This is a genomic window from Anabaena sp. CCY 9613 (assembly GCF_963920895.1).
In the GTDB taxonomy this organism is placed as follows: domain Bacteria; phylum Cyanobacteriota; class Cyanobacteriia; order Cyanobacteriales; family Nostocaceae; genus Cyanocohniella.
On sequence record NZ_CAWUDE010000020.1, the window covers coordinates 60,239 to 83,876 of the forward strand.

At 41.4% G+C, this 23,638-nt stretch carries 18 protein-coding genes; 7 read left to right on the forward strand and 11 right to left on the reverse strand.

Annotation, left to right across the window (positions count from 1 at the left end; translation table 11 throughout):
- Positions 1-139 precede the first annotated feature (139 nt).
- Positions 140-340 carry a heavy-metal-associated domain-containing protein gene (locus ACM0OT_RS20305; RefSeq protein WP_414566208.1) on the reverse strand — a complete coding sequence of 67 codons (201 nt, stop codon included), beginning with the start codon at positions 338-340 and terminating at the stop codon, positions 140-142.
- A 347-nt stretch (positions 341-687) separates the two neighbouring features.
- Here ACM0OT_RS20305 and alaS point away from each other — a divergent pair, with 347 nt between their 5' ends.
- Positions 688-3,330, forward strand: coding sequence for an alanine--tRNA ligase (alaS, locus tag ACM0OT_RS20310; RefSeq protein ID WP_414566209.1), 2,643 nt, complete (start codon positions 688-690; stop codon positions 3,328-3,330).
- Positions 3,331-3,471: 141 nt separating this feature from the next.
- On the opposite strand, the gene rnc is transcribed toward alaS, so the two are convergent.
- The 4 genes from rnc to psaC all read right to left on the reverse strand — a co-directional run bounded on the left by rnc (position 3,472) and on the right by psaC (position 8,178).
- Positions 3,472-4,680, reverse strand: a complete 1,209-nt coding sequence (gene rnc, locus ACM0OT_RS20315; protein ID WP_414566210.1) for a ribonuclease III — start codon at positions 4,678-4,680, stop codon at positions 3,472-3,474.
- A 97-nt stretch (positions 4,681-4,777) separates the two neighbouring features.
- Positions 4,778-5,383 (reverse strand): Uma2 family endonuclease, encoded by a 606-nt coding sequence (locus tag ACM0OT_RS20320; RefSeq protein ID WP_414566211.1) that lies wholly within the window; start codon positions 5,381-5,383, stop codon positions 4,778-4,780.
- Between the two features lie 425 nt (positions 5,384-5,808).
- Positions 5,809-7,707: a glutamine--fructose-6-phosphate transaminase (isomerizing) gene (gene glmS / locus ACM0OT_RS20325; RefSeq protein ID WP_414566212.1), complete on the reverse strand. Its 1,899-nt coding sequence runs from the start codon at positions 7,705-7,707 to the stop codon at positions 5,809-5,811.
- Positions 7,708-7,932: 225 nt separating this feature from the next.
- Positions 7,933-8,178, reverse strand: coding sequence for a photosystem I iron-sulfur center protein PsaC (psaC, locus tag ACM0OT_RS20330; RefSeq protein ID WP_012411495.1), 246 nt, complete (start codon positions 8,176-8,178; stop codon positions 7,933-7,935).
- A gap of 628 nt (positions 8,179-8,806) precedes the next feature.
- Here psaC and ACM0OT_RS20335 point away from each other — a divergent pair.
- The 4 genes from ACM0OT_RS20335 (at position 8,807) to ACM0OT_RS20350 (ending at position 14,653) form a co-directional block, all read left to right on the forward strand.
- Positions 8,807-10,318, forward strand: a complete 1,512-nt coding sequence (locus ACM0OT_RS20335; RefSeq protein WP_414566213.1) for a dolichyl-phosphate-mannose--protein mannosyltransferase — start codon at positions 8,807-8,809, stop codon at positions 10,316-10,318.
- 404 nt (positions 10,319-10,722) lie between these two features.
- Positions 10,723-13,026 carry an ATP-binding protein gene (locus ACM0OT_RS20340; protein ID WP_414566214.1) on the forward strand — a complete coding sequence of 768 codons (2,304 nt, stop codon included), beginning with the start codon at positions 10,723-10,725 and terminating at the stop codon, positions 13,024-13,026.
- Positions 12,974-13,420, forward strand: coding sequence for a response regulator (locus ACM0OT_RS20345; RefSeq protein WP_414566215.1), 447 nt, complete (start codon positions 12,974-12,976; stop codon positions 13,418-13,420). The genes ACM0OT_RS20340 and ACM0OT_RS20345 overlap by 53 nt, the downstream gene beginning before the upstream one ends.
- Positions 13,421-13,483: 63 nt before the next feature.
- Positions 13,484-14,653: an ATP-binding protein gene (locus ACM0OT_RS20350; RefSeq protein WP_414566216.1), complete on the forward strand. Its 1,170-nt coding sequence runs from the start codon at positions 13,484-13,486 to the stop codon at positions 14,651-14,653.
- 256 nt (positions 14,654-14,909) lie between these two features.
- On the opposite strand, the gene ACM0OT_RS20355 is transcribed toward ACM0OT_RS20350, so the two are convergent.
- The 6 genes from ACM0OT_RS20355 to ACM0OT_RS20380 all read right to left on the reverse strand — a co-directional run bounded on the left by ACM0OT_RS20355 (position 14,910) and on the right by ACM0OT_RS20380 (position 21,514).
- Positions 14,910-16,271: an NAD(P)/FAD-dependent oxidoreductase gene (locus tag ACM0OT_RS20355; protein ID WP_414566217.1), complete on the reverse strand. Its 1,362-nt coding sequence runs from the start codon at positions 16,269-16,271 to the stop codon at positions 14,910-14,912.
- 231 nt (positions 16,272-16,502) lie between these two features.
- Positions 16,503-17,864: an NAD(P)/FAD-dependent oxidoreductase gene (locus tag ACM0OT_RS20360; protein WP_414566218.1), complete on the reverse strand. Its 1,362-nt coding sequence runs from the start codon at positions 17,862-17,864 to the stop codon at positions 16,503-16,505.
- 149 nt (positions 17,865-18,013) lie between these two features.
- Positions 18,014-18,178 (reverse strand): hypothetical protein, encoded by a 165-nt coding sequence (locus ACM0OT_RS20365; protein ID WP_414566219.1) that lies wholly within the window; start codon positions 18,176-18,178, stop codon positions 18,014-18,016.
- Between the two features lie 377 nt (positions 18,179-18,555).
- Positions 18,556-19,995, reverse strand: a complete 1,440-nt coding sequence (locus ACM0OT_RS20370) for a bifunctional orotidine-5'-phosphate decarboxylase/orotate phosphoribosyltransferase (RefSeq protein ID WP_414566220.1) — start codon at positions 19,993-19,995, stop codon at positions 18,556-18,558.
- A gap of 30 nt (positions 19,996-20,025) precedes the next feature.
- On the reverse strand, positions 20,026-20,733 hold the full coding sequence (locus ACM0OT_RS20375) for a molybdopterin-dependent oxidoreductase (protein WP_414566221.1): 708 nt from the start codon (positions 20,731-20,733) through the stop codon (positions 20,026-20,028).
- Positions 20,734-20,914: 181 nt separating this feature from the next.
- A complete protein-coding gene (locus ACM0OT_RS20380) occupies positions 20,915-21,514 on the reverse strand; it encodes a cytochrome b/b6 domain-containing protein (protein WP_414566222.1) in 600 nt (199 codons plus the stop codon).
- A 225-nt stretch (positions 21,515-21,739) separates the two neighbouring features.
- Here ACM0OT_RS20380 and ACM0OT_RS20385 point away from each other — a divergent pair, with 225 nt between their 5' ends.
- Together ACM0OT_RS20385 and ACM0OT_RS20390 are read left to right on the forward strand one after the other, a co-directional pair.
- The gene (locus tag ACM0OT_RS20385) at positions 21,740-22,294 is read left to right on the forward strand and encodes a TRAP transporter small permease subunit (RefSeq protein ID WP_414566231.1); all 555 of its coding nucleotides are present in this window, start codon (positions 21,740-21,742) and stop codon (positions 22,292-22,294) included.
- Positions 22,278-23,615, forward strand: coding sequence for a TRAP transporter large permease (locus ACM0OT_RS20390; protein ID WP_414566223.1), 1,338 nt, complete (start codon positions 22,278-22,280; stop codon positions 23,613-23,615). The genes ACM0OT_RS20385 and ACM0OT_RS20390 overlap by 17 nt, the downstream gene beginning before the upstream one ends.
- Positions 23,616-23,638: the final 23 nt, after the last annotated feature.

Sequence of the window (23,638 nt, forward strand, 5' to 3'; positions counted from 1 at the left end):
ATTAGTTTTTGGAATGTAATTAAACCTCAAAAATAAATAATTTATATTCCGCCCAATATATGAGCGGAAAAATCAGGAATAGATGATTTTGATACAGCCAGTTCTATATCTAAGTTCCTATACCCAAATTAATTTGTAGCTAATAGCCTTCAATGCTATAACCAGCAGCAACAATCACCTGTTTAATCGACTCTTCAGAAGCAGCAGATTCCACAGTTACTGTTTTATCTTGGACATCTACATTTACCTGAGCATTGGGTTCCATTACATGGATAGAGTCAGTAATTTTCGTTGCACAGTCTTCACAAGCCATATTGGGAACTTTTAGTTTTAGTGCCATTACCTACCTCGGTATGTGAGTTTTATTTTTACTTATGTATTCCATGCTATTGATGCAGATAGCGATCGCACATCTTACTGAAGTTAGGTAATGGGGGTATTCACAGATAGAGAAGTACACAATAACTGCATATAACTGCCTACTGGGCAAAATGACTGGCAACAAACTGAAACAAAATGCAAAAATAATATAAAGCTACTTTTAGCCATAACCCAGTAGATACACGTCCTAGCAGTAACTCACCAATGGCAGAGATGCCCTATCCTGGGTCATACTTTGTTTGTACAAGAGACAAATATCTGCTGCGGACGTTCCCAATTTAGTAAAACTACTTTTGCTTTCAACCCATGTCTGACAATCCCCAGAAACTCAGCGGTAACGAAATTCGCAACTCATTCCTCAACTTCTTCGCCCAACGAGGACACCAGACTCTCCCTAGTGCTTCCGTTGTGTCAGAAGACCCAACCTTACTGCTGACGGTTGCGGGGATGGTACCATTTAAGCCGATATTCCTGGGACAGCGCACGCCGGAATTTAATCGGGCTACCACTTCTCAAAAGTGCATCCGTACCAACGACATCGAAAACGTCGGACGCACTCAACGCCATCACACTTTTTTTGAGATGTTGGGTAATTTTAGCTTTGGTGATTATTTTAAAGAACAGGCGATCGCCTGGGGTTGGGAATTGTCTACCCAAGTATTCGGCTTACCTCCAGAACGTCTAGTAGTTAGCGTTTTTGAAGATGATGACGAAGCTTATGATATTTGGCGCGATCAAATCGGCGTACCCGCAGCCAGAATTAAGCGCATGGGCAAAGATGATAACTTTTGGACAATGGCTGCTACTGGGCCTTGTGGCCCTTGTTCGGAAATTTATTATGATTTCCACCCGGAACGCGGTGATGAAAATATCGATTTAGAAGACGATACCCGGTTTATCGAGTTTTATAACCTGGTGTTCATGCAATATAACCGGGATGCATCAGGTAACTTGACACCTCTGCAAAATAAAAACATTGATACTGGTATGGGTTTGGAAAGGATGGCGCAAATCCTCCAACAAGTCCCAAATAACTACGAAACTGATTTAATTTTCCCGATTATTGAGACAGCAGCCCAAGTTGCGGGGATTGATTACCATAGCAGCGACGAGAAAACCAAAGTTTCCCTAAAAGTGATTGGTGATCACGTGCGTTCCGTTGTTCACATGATTGCCGATGAAATTCGCGCCTCTAATGTGGGACGGGGTTATGTGTTGCGGCGGTTAATTCGGCGGGTAGTGCGTCATGGGCGATTAATTGGCATTACTGGCGAATTTATTAACCAAGTTGCTGAAACTGCAATTTCCCTGTCAGAATCAGCTTACCCCAATGTCCGCCAACGAGAAGCTGCAATTAAAGCTGAACTGCAACGAGAAGAAACCAACTTCCTCAAAACCCTTGATAGGGGCGAAAAACTTTTAGAAGAAATCATTCAACAGGTAAAACAGCAAGGCAAAACCTTTATTAGCGGTGAAAGTGCCTTTACCTTATATGATACCTTCGGTTTCCCCCTGGAACTTACCCAAGAAATCGCCGAGGAAAATCAGCTAACTGTAGATGAAGCCGGTTTCAACGCCGAAATGCAAAAACAGGTGGAACGTGCCAAAGCCGCCCACGAAACCATCGATTTAACTGTACAAGGTTCCTTAGATAAGTTAGCCGAACACATCCACGCCACGGAATTTATCGGTTATACCCAACCTGCGGCGACAGCCAACGTGGAAGCCATATTAATAGATGGCATTTCTCAAGAAGAAGCAGAAGCCGGCACAGAAATTCAACTTGTTCTCAATCAAACCCCATTTTATGCCGAATCCGGCGGACAAATAGGCGATCGCGGTTATATCTCCGGTGATGGTGTAGTGGTGCGGGTGGAAGATGTGAAAAAAGAATCTGATTTCTTTATCCACTTTGGCCGCATCGAACGCGGTACAATCCGAGTAGGAGATGCTGTGACTGCTCAAATAGATCGGGCTTGTCGTCGTCGCGCCCAAGCTAACCATACTGCAACGCATCTATTACAAGCAGCATTAAAGAAAATTGTCGATGAAGGTATATCTCAAGCAGGTTCCCTGGTTTCCTTTGATAGATTGCGCTTTGACTTCAACTGTCCCCGTGCTTTGACACCAGCAGAAGTCGAACAAGTGGAAGAACAGGTAAATACGTGGATTGCCGAAGCCCATGCCGCCAACGTAGAAGTATTGCCCTTAGACGAAGCCAAGGCTAGAGGTGCTGTGGCCATGTTCGGGGAAAAATACGGTGAAGAAGTGCGGGTGATTGACTTTCCTAGTGTGTCAATGGAACTCTGCGGTGGAACACATGTCAGTAATACTGCGGAGATAGGCATATTTAAGATTATCTCTGAGGCGGGTGTGGCCTCTGGGGTGCGACGCATTGAGGCTGTATCTGGCCCGGCAATCTTGGATTATCTCAATGTACGAGATAAAGTAGTCAAAGATTTAAGCGATCGCTTTAAAGTTAAACCCGAAGAATTGCCAGAGAGAATTACCACACTACAAACCGAACTGAGAAATAGTGAGAAACAATTAGCCACACTGAAATCACAACTAGCGATCACTAAATCAGACAGTTTGCTGCAAACAGTAGAATCTGTAGGCGAGTATCAAATTTTGGTAGCGCAGATGGAAGATGTTGACCCAGAATCATTGAAAACTGCGGCGGAAAGGTTACTGCAAAAAATCGGTAACGGTGCAGTGGTGCTGGGTTCGGTTCCTGAAGCTGGGAAGGTAAGTATAGTTGCAGCCTTCAGTGCAGAGGTAAATAAAAAGGGACTACAAGCTGGTAAATTTGTCGGTGCTATTGCCAAGATTTGCGGCGGTGGCGGTGGTGGAAGACCGAATTTAGCCCAAGCCGGCGGACGCGATGCGAGTAAGCTACCAGAAGCTTTGGAAACTGCAAACAGTGAGTTAAAGTCTGCTTTAGGTTAATTTTTTATATGGCGAGCATTTGGCTCTAGTGATTTTAAATAAATTTGTAAGGTGGGTTAGAGGAACAACCCACCATTTTTTTTAACAAGGACATTGAGATTCGTGGTTTAAATTGGATCGCTCAATTATCTCAAGGTGCTTTCACAATAATTCAAGTTTTCGCAGTGCATCCTCGGCAGCACGCTTCTCAGCTTTTTTTGTACTATTATCCTTACCACTACCATATTCACTTCCAGCGACATAAACCACAGACGTAAATTCTGGGTTGTTGTCAGTTCCACCTGAACGGATAGTCTTGTATTCAGGAGGCTTACGACTAGGATTTCCCGCAAACTTACTATCTAAAATAACTTGTTGTAGCCAACCTTTTACATCATCTTTGATCTTGGGAATCGAGTCTTCAGTAGTGGGTAGATCGTTGACTACCTCCTCAAAAAAAGGATCGATTAAATCTCGCACTGCTTCAACACCAGAATCTAAGTAATAAGCACCAACAACAGCTTCAAAAACATTACTAAGCAATGAAGGCTTACTACGTCCTCCGCTAGTATCTTCACCCTTTCCAAGCCGCATCCATTTTCCAAGTTCTAACTTAGCAGCGAACTTCGCCAATTGAGGTGCATCAACCAAATTTGAGCGCAAGACTGTCATTTTGCCTTCTCTCAAATCTGGATTACGTTGATATAGAAAATCTCCACTTAGAAACGTAAGCAGAGCATCTCCAATAAATTCTAGTTGCTCGTTATCTTCACCTGTATTGGGATTTTCATATTTATAGGACGTATGCGTTAAAGCTTGGTTTAACAAATAAGCATTTTGAAATGGAATACGCTTTAGAAGCTCGTCGAGTCTCTGCTTAATACGAGCTTCCTCCGCAGATGAAACTGGTATAGTTCGTACTTCATGTCTTGCTTGCTCTTGCGTTAAAAGACGAAGAACATCTTGTCGCTGTTTTTCTACATCTGCAAATTGAGGGGCTGACATGGACTTGAGCAAACGAAGTACACTGTCTACTGCTCGGTAGGTGTCATCAGTTGAAAAAGTAGACTGATGCGCCCATTGATTGCGAACTTCAAGTAACTCATTCACAAGAGCGCGATCAGGCTGACTCAGGCTGTTTTTAAATACTTTGTCCCATTCTCTGTTTACTACTGTTAATAGAGCAGATACATCTTCGCGGATAATCTCGTTTATTTGCTGTTTTGCTTTTTGATGATCTCGAAGGTGTGAGGCAACTTTTGTCATCCAACTACTACCATGCACTTCCTGCATTTTTTGCTCAACATAAGGATATAAGCCTTGTCGTAGGAAGTCTAAAGCTTTTCCAATTCTGTCTCGATTCAATACCATACAAAATCTCCTTGCAACCCAGTTTTAACAAGACTAACGGACTGTTGCTAGGATTCCCAAGACAAAGCAAGACATAACTAGGCGATCACAAATCTAATTATCGAGGAAGAATATCATTTAGGCAAAGTTGAAGACGAGGCAAAAGCGGTGAATTAATCAATTGATTTAATCGATATTGTTGTTGAATATAAGTATCTTCAGCCAGTTGACAAATAGTAAAAGTCGGTTGTTTTGGTTTACCAATAAAAGCGACACCACCCAATCCCCGATAATCGACAATCCAATATTCAGGAATGCCTAAAAGTGCATATTCTTCAACTTTGCGAGCATAGTCAGTTTCCCAATTTGTACTCACAACTTCAACCACTAATTTAATTGAGCGTCCCAAGGTAATTATGGGTTCTCGTTCCCAGAGGGGTTCACGATCAAGAACTGTTTCATCAAGCACCACAACATCAGGACGGCGAACTGTGGCTGCATCTGCGAAGGGATAAATTAAACAAGTGCGAGGAATAAACCAGGGAAGTTTTTCTGCAACCAGGTTTATCCCAATTTGGGTTGCAATTTTACCACTCACCGTTTCGTGGGGGCCAGTGGGTTCCATGTCAATTAGTTCTCCGTCTGCTAATTCATAGCGGGGATTATCTTGATATTGAGAAAGAAAATCTTCTTTAGTGAGGGTTTTTTGGGAGATATAGGCCATTGACTCAATCTCCGGTAAATTATATGTTCTTATCTTAAAATATCTAACCACGCCATAGCAAAAACCATCGCCCAATTCTATAGTTCTACAAAGTGCGATGGCGCTTTGCGCCCGCCGGAGGCGATCGCCTGAATTATTAGTATTATATTCAGGATTTAAGCGATCGCTGAACTTGAATCATATAATTATTATCCATAGCAGTGCGTTTCATTTCTTGTCGAAGACTGCGTTTATAGGTCTGTTCACGGTTAAGGGCATTGAGAGCCAAACGTCGTCAAATGGCAAAATTATGGGAAAATAACCTCCGGAAGCGATCGCACTTTTACTTGGTACAATCGTACTTCTTTAGAGGTTATTGTTCAATCGTTTTATGAATTGTTGAACCGAATTATTCGTCTACAAGTTTGCCTAAGTTTAAATTTATACTATTCCACCGTTACAGACTTAGCCAAATTCCGAGGCTGGTCAACATCCAAACCGCGACGGGCAGCGATATGATAAGCCAGCAATTGCAAAGGAATTACAGTCAGAATTGGTGAGAGTAATTCATCTATTTCCGCAACGGGGAGTAAATCATTAAAGATTTCTGCTGCTTCGCCATCTGCGACTGGTGTCACGCCAATTAACCGGGAATCTCTGGCTTTGGCTTCTTGAGCATTAGAAATCACCTTTTCGTATACACTACCAGGAACTGCGATCGCAACTACTGGCACTTTGGCATCTAATAAAGCAATGGGGCCATGTTTCATTTCCCCGGCTGGATAACCTTCAGCATGAATATAGCTGATTTCTTTTAATTTCAAAGCTCCTTCTAAGGCAATGGGGAAGTTGATTCCTCTACCCAAAAATATGAAGTCTTTGGTTTCTGCAAAGTCGTGGGCGAGGTTTTCAGTTAAACTTTCCTGGCTTTGCAATGTTGCTTCAATTTTGGGGGGAATTTGCCGCAGAGTATCAATAATTTCTGCTAATTTCTCTGGGGCTAATGTTTGACGACGAGCTGCTAAATCTAGCGCTAACGCGTAAAATGCCATTAATTGAGCAATAAAAGTTTTCGTTGCTGCTACCCCAATTTCAATTCCCGCTAAGGTGTTGATGAGATGGGGAACCATTAACCCCAAGCTGCTTTCTGGACGGTTGGTAATCCCTAACAGTCGCGCTTGATATTTGGCTTCTTTTCCTTGGCGACGTTCTTTTTCCATACCTAAAGCTGCTAGGGTATCAGCCGTTTCACCCGATTGGGTAACACCAATGATTAATGTATTCGGTGTTAGGGGTGATGGTGCATAGCGATATTCAGAAGCATAGTGTACCTGAGTGGAAATTCCTGCTAGTTGTTCAATCAAGTATTTTCCTACCAATGCTGCGTGCCAACTGGTACCACAGGCAACTATTTGAATTTGTGCTAAATCTGCGTAAAATTCGGCGGGTAAGCCTAGTTTAATGGGTGAGATAGATTCATTAGTATCAGTATCAGTATTAAAATAAGCTTCTAAACTAGCTCTTACCACACCTGGTTGCTCATAAATTTCTTTGAGCATGAAGTGTTTGAATCCCTGCTTCTCTACCATTGTGGGACTCAAAGTCAGCATTCGGATCTGTTTTTTCAATCTGTCGCCAGCAAAGTTGTAAATCTCCGCCCCCAAGGGTGTAAGACGGGCAACTTCGCCATTTTCTAGCGGTAAAACTGCACGAGTATAAGCCACAATTGCTGGGGTATCAGAGGCGCAAAAGAACTCCCCTTGACCAAAGCCAATGACTAGAGGTGCTTGTTGGCGAACTGCAATCAATTCATCTGGGTAGTCAGCAGAAATAACTGCGATCGCAAATGCTCCCTTAAGATAATTAACAGCTTGGCGAACTGCCTCGAAAAAGGGGGATGGGGAGGTGGGAAGACGAGGCGATGGGGGATGCTTTAAAAATTCAGCTATGAGATGGGGAATTACTTCTGTATCGGTTTCTGAGACAAATTTGTGTCCTTTTTGTTTGAGTTCTTCGCGTAACTCCCGGTAGTTTTCGATAATGCCATTTTGTACCACTGCCACGCGCATAGCCATATCCATGTGCGGATGGGCGTTGTGTTCTTCCGGCTTACCATGAGTTGCCCACCGAGTATGACCAATCCCAATTTGGGCAGGGGTGGCTATTTGTGCAATTTTAGAACGCAGGTTATGCAGTTTGCCTTTGGCGCGTACACAGTTCACCTCGCCTTCCCAGACTGTGGCAATACCAGCGGAATCATACCCGCGATACTCCAGTTTTTCTAACCCAGCCAATAAAATATCTGTTGCCGCTTGCGTGCCTATATACCCAACTATTCCACACATTGCTCACACCACTTTGGTTACAGGATGATTAAATCTAGTATAGTTGTCCCGAAAATAGCCGCAGTTTTTCCAAAAAAAAAGGAGCGCATCGCTCCCTATACTACTAGGTATGGTTATGCTTTTTAAAAAATTTTGTAGGGTGAGAAAATCCCACCCTACAATCCTAAAGGAGCTTGCTTTGAAGACAGTAGATTGTCAACCAAATGAGAAATTAAAAGAAATTCCTCAGTAAGCTAGACCCATGCTGCGAGTTGTTTCAGCACCAAGATAAACTCGGATGCTCAAAAAGTCAGTGGGGCAAGCAGTTTCGCAACGCTTACAACCCACGCAGTCTTCTGTACGGGGTGAAGAGGCAATTTGAGCGGCTTTACAGCCATCCCAAGGAACCATCTCCAACACGTCTGTGGGACAAGCGCGAACGCACTGGGTGCAGCCAATGCATGTATCGTAGATTTTTACGGTATGAGACATTGAAAAAAAGGCTCCTTCCGAGTGTTCTTCTCTGCGAAAGAATCATAATCAACGCATAGTTTACCGCAGTGGCTTATGCGCCGTAAGTAAAAGGCTACATAACTTTAAACAATGTAATAGGCACTTGGGCAAATTCTGTTTTGCGGAAATTCTCTCTTGCCTTATAAATCAGCAACATTGCCATACTGTGTTTACCTCACAGACTCCGGCAACTGAATTTTGTTTTATGTAAAGATATATGAAATATCTATGCTCCTGTAAGTCAACGAAAAGAGCAGGGGGAGCCGGACAGGGCTGTTTCATCGGCTGAGTTAAGAATTTTGTCAAGAGTATCAGTCAGAAATTTTAGGGAGTCGGTAATGGAAAAATTACTACTTCAACGAGTAAATTTTAAGCGCCTTAGCTATGCCTTTGACAAAGCTTCGCCTGGCTCATGAGCAAATAAAATTTTGAAGTTACCTGATTTTTTGGTTGATCCGCTGGTAAATTAAGTACAAAAAGCACTTCCCCATCTAAAATTTAAAATTGAATCAGGCCAACAAACCAGTATTATGAACTCGGACTGCTCCTGTTCCTCATAAACGCACCTGAAATAATATAAGCACTGGAGACTATTGACTATTGACAAATGACTAAAAAGTGGTTCCAAGTTGGGTTATTAGGTGTATTTCTTCTATCAATAGCCCTGAGGTTTTGGGGATTAGGGCGATTTAACACCTTAGTATTTGATGAAGTTTACTTTGCCCAATTTGGCAATAACTATCTCACTAATACACCATTTTTTAATGTCCATCCGCCTTTGAGTCAATATATTATTGGCATTGGCATGTGGATTGGCAGTCATCTTCCGTTGGCACAAGATACGGTAAATTATCTCACAGGTTCATGGCGATCGCCTGGGAGTTATCGTTGGCTAAATGCCCTCACTGGCTCTTTTATTCCTGTAGTGGTGGCTTTGATAGCCTATCAATTGAGTCGCCGTGGTGGCTTTGCTTTATTGGCAGGTTTATTTACAGCTTGTGATGGTTTATTTCTGGTAGAGTCTCGTTATGCTTTAAATAATATTTATATAGTTATCTTTGGTTTACTAGGGCAGTGGTGTTTATTATTAGCATTAGATAACCAAAAGCAAAGCCGTTCTTTTTGGTTAGTTGTCGCTGGGATTAATTTTGGTGCATCAGTTGCTACTAAATGGAATGGTTTATGGTTTTTGTTCGGTGCTTATCTTATTTGGGTAGCAGCTTATTTAATTCGAGGGATGCAGTGTCTTCCTCATACCCAAATTCTCAAACAAGGCACAACTTTTTTCAGTCAGTGGTATCGTCAGTGGAGAGATAGCCAAAAAATCACCCTAGAAGTTGCAGTTCAGACACCTCTGCAAAATCTGACACAGCTAAATATTTTCCAGATGCTGGTTTATTTAGGAATTATCCCTGCATTAACTTACAGCGTTATCTGGATTCCCCATCTCCAGCTAGATAAAAGATTTGGGTTTATCAAAGTACATCAAGAAATTCTGAAGTATCATCTCCATTTGGGTGGTAATAGTCCCGATGTACATCCTTATTGTGCTGCTTGGTATAAGTGGCCTTTAATGACTCGACCAATGGCATATTATTACCAAACGGCTCAAAGTGTGAATGATTCTGTATCTTTTTTTGGGCCACCTTTGCCTGCTGGAACAGGGAAAATCATTTATGGTGTACACGCAATGGGCAATCCATTTTTATGGTGGTTTGGTGTCGCTGCTATGTTGTTTTTAATCGGGATGCTGGTATTACAAGTTGTGATTCCTTGGTTTCAGCAAAAGCATTTTTACGTCCCGACAAATCGGATTGTTGATTTTTGGATTGCTTTATTTTTGATTTTAAATTATGCCGCTAACTTACTACCTTGGGTAAAAGTTACCAGGTGTGTTTTTATGTACCACTATATGTGTGCAGTGGTATTTATATTTTTAGCGATCGCCTGGTTTGTAGATCAGTGTCTTCGCAGTTATTATCGGGCAATCCGGGTAGTAGGTGTGAGTATTACATTTGTGATTGTGGCAGCTTTTATTTTCTGGATGCCTGTTTATTTAGGTTTACCCCTTTCCCCTGATATGTATAAATTACGGTTTTGGTTTAATTCTTGGATTTAAAACTTATAGACTTAATATAGCTACACATATACTGATTTAGTTAATCACCAATTTTTTACATTACTTATCTATATATCCAGTGACTAACTGTTAAACTGTAAAACGCACAGCAGCTTAGGGAATTACTGCAAAAAAAGACTGAGGAGTCAAAAGTTAATCGTCTAAAGATCCTGATTCGGGTAGGGATAGCATCGTTAGACATTAAATTTAAGAGTGCTGAATAAAGTAGCAAGTTTTAAAAGTTACCAATTTTTATTGATTACCATTAGTCTTAAATAATTTACTTGTTACTGTACGTAGAAAAAATATAACGTATTTACATCTAAGTAGTGTTTTGAACCCGATAGGTAAAAAACCTAACTGCTCTACTTTGGATGCTCCCAGACAATTATGGAGGATCTTTAATGAGTCTCGAATTAGAACTGCCAGGTATTAATGTAAATAGCTTAAAAGAAGCGCCAATTCATCTTTTTAGACAAATTCAACCTCATGGAGTGCTTTTAGTTTTAGAGGAACCTGATTTAAAAATCTTACAAATTAGTGATAATACTGGGAAGATTTTCGGCATCACTCCAGAAAATATTTTACAGAAGAAACTAGAAGATTTACTCGATCCCTTCCAAATTGAAAGAATTAAGGCAGGTATCTCAGAAGGTAATCTGGAATTTATTAATCCCACAAAAATTTGGGTGAGAAAAAAAGGTGATGATTACGCAGTATTTGATGCCGTATTTCACCGCAATTCCGAAGGATTTTTGATTTTAGAATTAGAACCTGCGGTTTCTCGAGAAAATATCCCGTTTTTGAGCTTTTATCATCTAGCCAAAGCTTCCATTAACCAATTAGAAAAAACCGCAAATTTGCATGATTTTTGCCAAATAATTGTGCAAGAAGTGCGGAAAGTCACCGGATTTGATCGGGTGATGCTATATAAATTTGATGATGATGGCCATGGTTCAGTTATCGCTGAAGAAAAACTGGCAGAAATGGAACCTTATTTGGGATTGCATTATCCTGAATCGGATATTCCCAAACCAGCGAGAAAATTATTCGTTGCCAATTCCATCAGAATTATTCCTGATTCTCATAGCGAGGCAGTACAAATTATACCAGCGCTCAATCCCCTGAGCGATCGCCCGGTTGATTTAACTAATTCGATTCTTAGAAGTGCCGCCACTTGTCACATGGAATACTTACACAATATGGGTGTAGGTTCTTCGTTGACCATTTCTTTGATTAAAGACCAAAAACTCTGGGGACTGATTGCTTGTCATCATCAGACACCCAAATATGTTTCCTATGAATTGCGGAAAGCCTGTGAATTTCTGGGACGAGTCATATTTTCGGAAATCTCGGCTAGAGAGGAAACGGAAGATTACGACTATCGCATGAACTTGACATATATTCAAACCAAGCTAGTGGAATATATGTCCCAAGAAGACAGCTTTGTCGATGGCTTGGTGAAAAATCAGCCAAATCTTCTGGATTTAACCAGCGCTCAAGGTGCAGCTGTCTGTTTTGGGGAAAATTGTACGCTAATTGGTGAGACTCCCAAAGAAGAAGACTTGCATTTCTTAGTGCAGTGGTTGAAGAACAACGTTGACGATGAAGTATTTTATACAGATTCCTTACCGCACATATATCCAGATGCCGAAAGATTCAAGAATGTCGCCAGTGGTTTATTAGCTATTCCCATTTCCCAGCGCAATTATGTGTTGTGGTTTAGACCAGAAGTAATTCAAACTGTGAATTGGGGTGGTGATCCCAACAAAGCCTTTGAAGTCAGTCACACAGATGGTAATGTGCGCCTGTGTCCCCGCAAATCATTTGAATTGTGGAAACAAACTGTGCGTTTGACATCTTTACCGTGGCGATATGTGGAAATCAAAGCCGCACTGGAACTGCGGAAGGCAATTGTGAATATTGTGCTGCGCCAAGCTGACGAATTGGCACAATTAGCCCATGATTTAGAACGTTCCAACGCCGAACTGAAAAAGTTTGCCTACGTCGCCTCCCATGACTTGCAAGAACCGCTGAATCAAGTGGCTAATTACGTCCAACTGTTGGAGATGCGGTACGAAGCCGAACTAGATGAAGATGCCAAAGAGTTTATTACCTACGCCGTCGAAGGAGTCAGCTTGATGCAGACCTTGATTGATGACGTGTTGGTATACTCTAAAGTAGATACCCAGGCGATCGCCTTTCAACTCACCGAAGTAGAAACGCCTTTAGAACGGGCCCTGAGCAATTTACGCCAACGAATTTTAGAAACAGGGGCGACCGTTACCCACGACCCCTTACCCACTGTCATGGCTGGTAGTACCCAACTCATGCAGTTATTTCAGAACTTGATCGCCAACGCCATTAAATTCCGCAGCGATGAACCACCACAAATCCATATAGGTGCAGAAAGGCTAGAAGATGAGTGGTTATTCTGGGTAAAAGATAACGGTATTGGCCTTGACCCGCAGTTTAGCGATCGCATTTTTGTAATTTTTCAACGCTTGCACACGCGAGATGAATATCCCGGTACAGGTATGGGTTTAGCTATCTGCAAAAAGATCATTGAGTGCCATCGGGGCCGGATCTGGGTAGAATCACAACTTGGTGAAGGTGCAACTTTCTACTTTACGATTCCAGTCGGAGGACGTGACCTTGAGCGTAGAAACGGAAGAAAAACACAAAACCATCTTTTTGGTGGAAGATAATAAAGCCGATGTTCGCCTCATTCAAGAAGCCTTGAAAAATAGCTCAGTACCACACCAAGTGGTAACAGTTAGAGATGGCATGGACGCGATGGCTTATTTACGTCAGGAGGGTGAGTATGCCAATTCACCTCGTCCTGACCTAATTTTGTTGGATTTGAACTTGCCGAAAAAAGATGGTCGAGAGGTGCTAGCAGAAATTAAAGCTGACCCCGCATTGAAACGCATTCCCGTAGTAGTGCTGACTACTTCTAGAAATGAAGATGATATTTTTCACAGCTACGACTTGCATGTGAACTGCTACATAACCAAATCCCGCAATCTCAGCCAACTATTTCAAATCGTCAAAGGAATTGAAGATTTTTGGTTATCTACTGTCACCTTACCAGTGGATTAAAAGATGAGGGAAACTCAGTACTCAGCACTTTCAAGATCGAGGGGGAATAGGGGGTGGAACTAGATGATGACGGTTGCAAGCGACTTAGTAAAAATTTTGTTAATTGAGGACAACTTAGCAGAAGCTAGATTGTTACAGGAATTTTTGCGCCAGGCCGAGTTTAAAGAATTTAGTCTCGTTCATGTGAAGCGATTACGCGAAGCCCTCAACGAATTAAATCAGAGCAGCTACGATGTAATTTTGTTGGATCTCACCCTACCTGATAGCCAAGGCTTATCATCCCTACCATTACTGATGAGTCATGCTCCCACTGTCCCCATTGTGGTACTGACAAATACCAACGATGAAGACTTGGCAATTGAAGCAGTGCGTCAGGGAGCGCAGGATTATCTAGTCAAGCGCCATGTAAACGTCGATGTTTTGGTGCGTGCTGTCTGTTATGCCATTGAGCGTAAGCAGGCTTTGGAAACACTACGGACAGTGAATCAGACCTTACAAAATCGGGTGGAAGAGCGCACCGCTGAGTTGGTAAAGGCCAATGAACTCAATGAATTCAAAAACGAATTTGTCTCCATGCTCTCTCATGACATCCGTAATCCTTTAAATACTATTCTCTTAGCTGCGGGATTACTGCAAACCCACGATGAAAAACTTACTAGAGAGACAAAACATAATCATTTAGAGATGATTCGTTCAGCCATTAAAAACATGGCGCGGCTATTAGATGAGGCTTCATTTATAGGTAAAGCCGATTCCGGAAAGCTGCAATGTGATCTGATTTCGTTGGATTTAGCAGCATTCTGTCGTCAACTAATTGATGAAGCGCAATTAAATACAAAACAGAAGCATTTGACTATAGAGTTTACCAGTGTTGGGGAATTGGGCGATGCACTATGGGATGAAAGCTTGCTGCGGCACATTTTGGGAAATTTACTCGGTAATGCCATTAAGTATTCCCTACCAGGTGGCAAAGTCCAATTTGATTTAATAGCTCAAGAACAAACAGTCACTTTCCGCATTCAAGATTGGGGAATTGGCATTCCTCAACAAGATTTACCGCAACTTTTTCAGCCATTTCATCGAGCAGATAATGTGGGTGGTATTCCGGGAACTGGCTTGGGGCTAGCCATTGTGAAAAAATGTGTGGAGGCTCATGGAGGTGAGATTAGAGTTAATAGCCAAGAGGGAGTGGGGACGACTTTTACCGTAACGCTTCCTGTGATGAGAACTTAGTTTGCGTCAATCCTCAGAGGAAGAACCAAGAGGACAGGGGGAATACTTTCGGCTGGTACCAAAATCTTTCTTCCACTCCCCACTCCCCACCTTTAGGAACATGAATTAAATAACATGCAAGTCTAGTTTTTGACCTCACCCCGCCTTTGACTTGCGTCAAAGTCTCCCCTCTTCTTGGTAAGGGGTTGGGGGTGAGGTTCTGTATTTTATTAAATCCACATTCCTTACCCTGAGTAGTAAATACAAAGCAAAAATCCTAAAGCTTGACTGGCTGCTTCTTTTCTGGAGTCTGGTAAGCACTGCTATTCTCAAGACTGCGTGCTTCTACAAAAGCTTCTCGACCTGTAATCAATCTTGAGCGACGATTACGAGTGATATAATTCCACGCCCACTGAATTACTACTACTAATTTAGTGTCAAATTCAATTAAGAAGTAGATGTGAATTACTAGCCAAAATACCCAAGCAATGAAACCTTTGAGTTTGATTAAGCCTAAATCTACAACAGCTAAATTTTGCCCAATCATCGCCAAACTACCCACGTCATTGTAATGAAATTGTGGCAAAGTCTGACCTTTAACCCGTTTTTGAATGAGTTTAGCTACATACTCTCCTTGTTGTTTGGCTACGGGTGCAACACCAGGTAAGGGTTGACCATTTTGATGGGAGAAGTTGGCTAAATCTCCCACTACGAAAATGTTTTTATAACCCTTGATAGTCAAGTCAGTTTCTACCATCACACGTCCGGCGTGATCGCATTCTACATCTGTCGTGTGTTCTAAGATTTTCCCCATTGTTGAAGCTTTGACACCTGCTGCCCACAATATAGTTTTTGAAGCAATTTCTTTGACTTCACCGCCTTCCTTGAAAGTAACGATGTTATTTTCAATATTTGTGACTCTGGCTTTAGTGTGGACCTCCACACCCAACGATTCCAAAGCTTCTGCTGCTGCTTGGGATAAGTCTGGCGAAATGTATGGGAGAATGCGATCGCGCCCTTGCAATATTAAAATTTTGGTTTCTGAGGTGCTGATATTGCGGAAATCTTCGTGGAGAGTTTTGTATGCCAATTCTGCGATCGCACCTGCTAATTCTACACCGGTGGGGCCAGCACCCACAATCACAAAAGTCAACAAAGCACGGCGTTTTTCGGGATCACTTTCTTTTTCTGCGGCTTCAAAAGCGGAAAATATCCGGCGACGTATTTCTATGGCATCTTCCACAGTTTTCAAGCCAGGAGCATATTCTTTCCATTCATCCTTACCAAAATAGGAATGATTAGCACCTGTGGCGACAATTAATGTATCGTAAGGTATTACTTTATCATCCAAAATAACTTGTTGCGCTTTGGGATTAATATTAGTTACTTCTCCCAATAATACTTGTGTATTTTTGCTTTTTCTGAGTACAGATCGTAATGGTGAGGAAATATCAGCAGGTGATAGCGTACCTGTGGCAACTTGATATAAAAGCGGCTGAAATAGGTGAAAGTTACGTTTGTCGATGAGAGTAATATTTACATTGGCTTTAGCAAGAGTCTTTGCTGTATACAGTCCACCAAAGCCACCACCAATGATGACAACCTGATGTGGTGCATTATTCTCAACTGAAACTTCCATAATCAATATTTCCTGTGTTAAGAGCGTGTAACTATTCTTAACAAATATGTAACAAAATTATGATACTCCTTGCCGTTTGTTTTGAACTTTGATCACAATGACAAATGTTCAATCGGAGATGATATCACTTCCTCATCTCCCAAAAAGAATTGTGGAACAAGTATTTTGCCCATATCAAGCAAGATACCTATTCCACAAACAAAAGCTATTAGTAGCTATCAAGCCAACATTCTAGACATTAACTGGCAGTCTTTTTTCTGTAGTCTGGTAATGACTACTACTATTAACAGTTCTTTTTTCTAGAGAAACTTCTTGACCTGTAATCAATCTAGCGCCTCGATTGCGAGTGATATAATTCCACGCCCACTGAATCATCACTACTAATTTATTGTCAAACTCGATTAAGAAGTAGATGTGAATCACTAGCCAAGCCAACCAAGCAAAGAAACCTTTAAGCTTGATGAAACCCAAATCTACAACCGCTGAATTTTGCCCAATCATCGCCAAACTACCCCGGTCGATGTAATGAAATTGTGGCAAAGTATGACCTTGGAGGCGTTTGTGAATCAGTGTAGCTACATATTCTCCTTCTTGTTTGGCTACGGGTGCAACACCAGGTAAGGGTTTGCCGTTTTGATGGGAGAAATTGGCTAAATCCCCAACTACAAAAATATTGTCATAACCCTGAATACTCAAGTCAGATTCTACAATCACACGTCCAGCGCGATCGCACTCTGCACCTGTACGTTCTGCTAGGATTTTACCCATTGCAGAAGCTTTGACACCGGCTGCCCATAATATAGTTTTTGAGGCAATTTCTTTGACTTCATCGCCTTGTTTGAGGGTAACAATGTCGTTTTCAATATTTGTTACCAAAGTTTTAGTCTGGACAATTACACCCAACTTTTCCAGGGATGCTGCTGCTGCTTGGGATAACTCTGGCGCAAAAGGTGGCAGGATACGATCCATACCTTCTAACAGTAAAACTTTGGCTTCGCCAGTGTCGATGTCGCGGAAATCTTCTTTGAGGGTTTGGTATGCCAACTCTGCGATCGCACCTGCCAATTCTACCCCGGTGGGGCCACCACCTACAACCACAAAGGTCAACAAGGCACGACGTTTTTCGGGATCAGTTTCTTGTTCTGCTGCTTCAAATGCCGTAAATATCCGGCGACGCATTTCTATAGCATCTTCTACGGTTTTCAAACCAGGAGCAAATTCTTCCCAATTATCCTTACCAAAATAGGAATGCTTGGCACCTGTGGCGACAATTAATGTATCATATGGTACTACTTTGTCATCCAAAATTACTTGTTGTGCTTCTGGATCAATATCATTTACTTCTCCCAGCAACACCTTTGTATTCTTGCTTTTGCTGAGTACAGATCGCAATGGTGAGGAAATATCAGCAGGTGATAGCGTACCTGTGGCAACTTGATATAACAACGGTTGGAATAAATGAAAGTTACGTTTATCGATGAGAGTAACCTTTACATTTGTCTTAGCAAGTGCCTTTGCAGCATACAGTCCACCAAAGCCACCACCAACTATCACAACTTGATGTGGTGGGTTATTCTCGAGTGAATCTACCATAAAAATATTTCCTTGTGTTACGGGGGTTGTAACTCTTCTTAACAATTATGTATCAAACTTATCATATCTTTTTCTGTTTATTCTGAACATATGAAAAAATAGTTAAAGTAATCAAAGTTACTTATAGGTCATTCCCCATTCCCTACTCCCTACTCCCTAAACAAAGTAATTACTATCTGTTGCTGTATTACTTGACTAATAGGGGCTGGTTTCATGTCCCGGTAGTCCAGCAATTGCACTAAGATGAGGTAGGCGATCGCTAAGAGAATAGAAATTGCGCCTGTAATAATTGCAACTATTTTTGAGCGGTTCATCAGTATTTTCTTCCTTGCAGGTTATTGTGATGTGTCTATTCCACATTGCCACAACTCTGAACAAATAAACATGTTAGAGGTTCCTTCACTGCTATCAACTTAAACTTAAGCAGCGATTGTCAATAAGTAATATTACTCGAAAATTTACCCAAATTGGGGTAGAAAACACAATTTTGAGCCTAGCGGCTAATTTTCAGCATAATTACTAGTTGACCAAAGTTGTTTCGTCTTAACTTGACACTAATGACACTAATGGCATCTTGCCCGCCATTGTGTACCTCATCGCTACGAAATCTGCATATATGTAGTATGCAAATACAGGATTTATATAAACCCACTTGTGAAAGTAATTATCTCAACCCAAACTCCAAAATTGTTTAACCTTCGCCTTCCTTAAATGCTAAAAATTGTTCCTGATTAATTCTCCCTGCTTGATAAAGCGTTTCTGTAATTTCCGAAAGAGTAAAAACTGAGTACCCCCGATAACCATTTTTTAGTAACCTATCTTTTACTCCTTGTTCATGGTCAATCAACACCACAATATCTTCCACCTTTAACCCTGCGGATTGCAACTTTGCTGCACCTTCCATCACACTTTTACCGCTAATGAGAATATCATCAACCACCACCACCGTCTCACCCGGATGAAAATTACCTTCAATTAACCGCCGGGTTCCATGTGCTTTAACTTCTTTTCGTGGAAAAATCATGGGATAATGCAAACGCAAAGCTAACCCAGTTGCAGTTGGCAAAGAACCGTAAGGAATACCCGCTATTCTATCAAAATTCAGGCGCTGCAAAATCTCTTCATAGGCTTTAAGTACTTGATTAAAAACTTGGGGATTGGAAATGATTTTACGTAAGTCTATATAATAAGGAAAAGTAGCTCCCGATGCTTGAACAAAGTTGCCAAACATAATACAACCAACGTCATAAAGTAGCAAAATTAAGTCTTGTTGAGGATGCTGGTTCAAAACACAAACATCAGGTAACCATAGATCACAGCTAGAAGCATCACCGACAATTTTAGTTCTTGCTTGATTAATTTCTTCGCGTAAATTCTGGATATTTTGGGATAAATCTGGACTAGCCAACATATCTTGAGGCACAGGAATTAGTAACCCATCATTATTAGCATTTAAGCCTGCTTCTAAAATTTGTTTTAGGTTATTCTTTTCTGCCCAAATACTACGTGCCATAATCATCCGTTCAGGTGCAATTGCCCGAATACGTGCTAAAACTTCCGGCTTTGTGGTACCTACTTCCAAGCCCAATTGTTCTGGAGTCCCCCAATTTTTTGATTCCTTAACCACCTGCAAATAAAGAGGTGATTCTTTGGTTGGATATTGCTGTAAAGCTTCTGCTCCCGGATTAGAAGTACAACATACAATAAATACTGCTTTATCAGGGTAAACTAAAAACGGTGCTACATGATCCTGTCCTGTATAGGGACTGAGAGTAATTGCATCTACTTGCCATTCTGTAAATACAGTGCGCGCAAAAACAGTACTTGTATTTAAATCACTATGTTTAGCATCGAGAATAATCGGAATATGACCAGGAATAGCCGCTAAAGTTTTATGTAATAGTTCTAATCCAGGAAGACCTAAAGCTTCATAAAATCCTAAAGTTGGTTTATAAGCACAAACAAAATCAGCAGTTTCACTAATAATAAATTGCAACCAATTTTCTAAATCAGAGATGATATCCCCAGATGTGTACTGAGCAGATATCATTTCAGGATTTGGGTCAAGACCGACAAAAAGTAAGCTTTGGTTTTGGGCGATATTACGCTGTAATTTATCAAAAAAGTTCATTGATTTGATTAATTTAGGTATTATTATTTTCTAAATTCCGGCAAACCAGTCATAACCTTGATCTTCCCAGTAGCCTTTAAATGGAGACAAATTACTCACAAGTGAGATTTTAGTCACCCACTTACTTTGCTTATAGCCCAGTTTAATAGGCGCAGCTAAACGCAAAGGCGCACCATTATCAATAGGTAAAGGTTCACCATTTTTTTCATAAGCTAATAAAGTTTGAGGATGTAAAACTGAAGCTATATCCCAACTTTCATAATAACCATCAGCCGATTTAAAATAAGCATACTGGACATTAGCATTAGGTTGAGCAAGAGCAATAATTTCTCTAAGACAGACACCACCCCATTGCACAATTGCCGCCCAACCTTCCACACAAACATGACGAATAATCATCGAAGTTAAAGGTAAATCATAAATCTGTGCCAGGGTGAGGCTGAGAGGATTATTAACTTCACCATCGACAATTAAACGATAATTTTCTGGTTTAATAATGGGGGTAGATCTAAAAGTATTAACTATCAGCGCCTCCGGTTCAATTTCACTGAGAGAAAATTCTGGTACAGGTTTTTGGGGATTAAATATTAATTTACCTACTTTACGGTTCAGTGGTTCAGAAAGTTGACCTACCAAATCTTCAAATGCTGGTGTACCACAACCACCCAAAAGCAAACTCACAGCAGATAATCCTGAAATCTGCAAAAATTGACGACGTTTTAGATGAATCAAACTCATTGAACCGTTCCTATAGGACTCGTATTATATTTTTGAAATAACCTTAGAAAAGGACTTATGCAAAAATCACCAGAAACTTTAATTTATCAAACCGCCAAGACGCCCGCGCGCAGCGATTACGCCAAGAATCCGTAGAATGTTCTTAAGTCCTATACTTGATAGCTACACCAGATGACTCTATTTACCAAAACATCGATTCAGTCAATTGAGAACCCCCTGCTTTTCGTCCTAACAAAGAGTGAACAAACACAAACATAATCACCATTGGTACTGAAGAAAAGTGAACAATTCGCAAAGCTTCCCAACTGCCAAACATATCCACAATCCAAGGAAATTGAGCAGGTTTATACATACCTATACCCGTCAACAAAGCCAGCAATAAAATAGGAATAATTGCTGTATAAACAATGCGATGCCAAGCATAAATTACCCGGCGAGAATTTTGCGTTTTTTGTAAAGCCTTGAAGTCATTAGCACCGACAAACCGATGTCGCCAGCGTCGAGTAACTAAAATGTAAATCCCATACCACAAGAGATTTAAAGAGAATAACCACATCGCCGCAAAATGCCAGTGTCTACCCCCCGCTAACCAACCTCCTAATGTAAATATGGGTGGAATATGTAAACCTGCACGTCCACCAAAAACAGGGTTAGCATTATAGATTTGTAACCCGCTGGTGAGCATGAGAAATAAACTAATAATATTAACGGAGTGGAAAATCTTAGCCCCTATGGCTTGAATATGTAAGTGACGATTTTTAGTGGGAATAGTTGAAGTCATTGGTTAAATCTACAGTTGACCCATCCTTCTGTTCTTATCCTACGATTTGAGGGAGACAGTCGGAACGTGGCATGGTAAAGAATTTTTGAGCTATCCGCTATGATTGTGTCGAATCAGGAGCGAACAAATGGCAAAGCACGTGAACACAGAAGAATCAAGGGGCTATTTCTCTGCAATCTTGAGTTGTACACTACATTTACACTAATTCAAGAGGTGAGGCAATCTTTGGAAAAACTATTAAGAATATCCAGAATTATTGACACTTGCACGGAAGTCATTGGTCGATTTACCAATTGGCTGGTGCTAGTCATGGTCATACTTGGTGTATGGAATGTTGTAGGACGATACTTAGGCAGGTTTATTGGCCTTAACCTGACTTCCAACGCTTACATAGAAGCGCAGTGGTATATTTTTGACTTAATTTTTTTATTGGGCGCAGGCTACACTTTAAAGCACAATGAACACGTCCGTGTTGATGTTTTTTATAGTAACTGGCCACCGCGGCGGAAAGCACTTGCAGATTTATTGGGGACAGTATTTTTTCTGATTCCCTTCTGCATTATGGTAATATTTTTTTCTTGGGATACCATCGTGGCTTCATGGCAAATTCGGGAAACATCCCCAGACCCTGATGGTTTGCCTCGCTATCCCATTAAAACCATGATTATTGTCGCCTTTGTGTTGTTGATTTTTCAGGGAATTTCTCAAGCAATCAAAAATGTGGCAATTCTTCAAGGCAGACTAGAACCCCAGGAGGAACAACATGACACTGGATTATGAATGGCTGGGGCCAGTGATGTTTGCCGGGGCTTTGGTACTGCTATCGCTGGGATATCCTGTGGCTTTTTCCCTGGGTGGGGTGGCAATCTTATTTGGCATTGTGGGAATTGCCCTCGGTGTATTTGACCCCATATTTCTTACCGCCATGCCCCAGCGAATCTTTGGCATCATGGCAAACTACACTCTTTTAGCGATCCCTTACTTCATATTTATGGGGTCAATGCTGGAGAAATCTGGCATAGCTGAGAGATTATTAGAAACAATGGGGATTTTGTTGGGACGCTTACGTGGCGGACTGGCTTTAGCTGTGGTGTTAGTGGGTGCGTTGTTGGCTGCAACTACAGGTGTGGTAGCAGCAACAGTAGTGGCCATGGGGTTAATTTCCCTGCCGATTATGCTGCGCTATGGATACAACAAACAATTAGCTACTGGTGTGATTGCGGCTTCGGGTACTTTAGGACAAATTATCCCGCCGAGTGTGGTTTTGGTGGTTTTGGGCGATCAGTTGGGAATTTCGGTAGGTGATTTGTTTATCGGTTCGTTGATTCCCGGTTTGATGATGTCAGGTGCATTTGCTTTACATGTGCTGATAGTGGCATTTTTAAAACCAGAATTAGCACCAGCCTTGCCTGCCGAGGTGCGAGAGATTGGCGGTAAAGCTTTGGGAGGAAGGATAATTCAGGTGATGCTACCGCCGTTAATCCTGATTTTATTAGTATTGGGGAGTATCTTTTTTGGCTTTGCTACTCCCACAGAAGCCGGTGCTGTAGGTTGTGCTGGTGCGATCGCCTTGGCTGCTGCAAACCGTCAATTAACTTTAGAATCTCTGCGTCAAGTTTGTGATGCCACTTTAAAAATCACTAGCATGGTGATTTTCATTCTGTTGGGTTCCACAGCCTTTAGCTTAGTATTCCGAGGAGTGAATGGTGATCAATTTATGTTCGATGTCCTCGCCAATCTTCCCGGCGGCGAAATCGGCTTTTTGATTGTCAGCATGACAACGGTATTTATTCTCGGCTTTTTTATCGACTTTTTCGAGATAGCCTTTATAGTTGTGCCGTTGTTTGTACCAGTTGCCGAAAAGTTAGGCATTGACTTGATTTGGTATGGTGTGATTTTGGGAGCAAATCTGCAAACTTCCTTCCTCACACCTCCCTTTGGTTTTGCCTTATTTTATTTACGTGGTGTCGCCCCTCCAGAAGTCAGCACATCTGATATTTATCGCGGTGTTATCCCATTTATTTTGCTGCAAATGTTGGTTTTGGTCTTAATTATCGCTTTCCCAGGTATTGTGAGTTTTTTGCCTTCATTGGGACGGTGAAACCGCTGCCTTGGAAGTCAAAA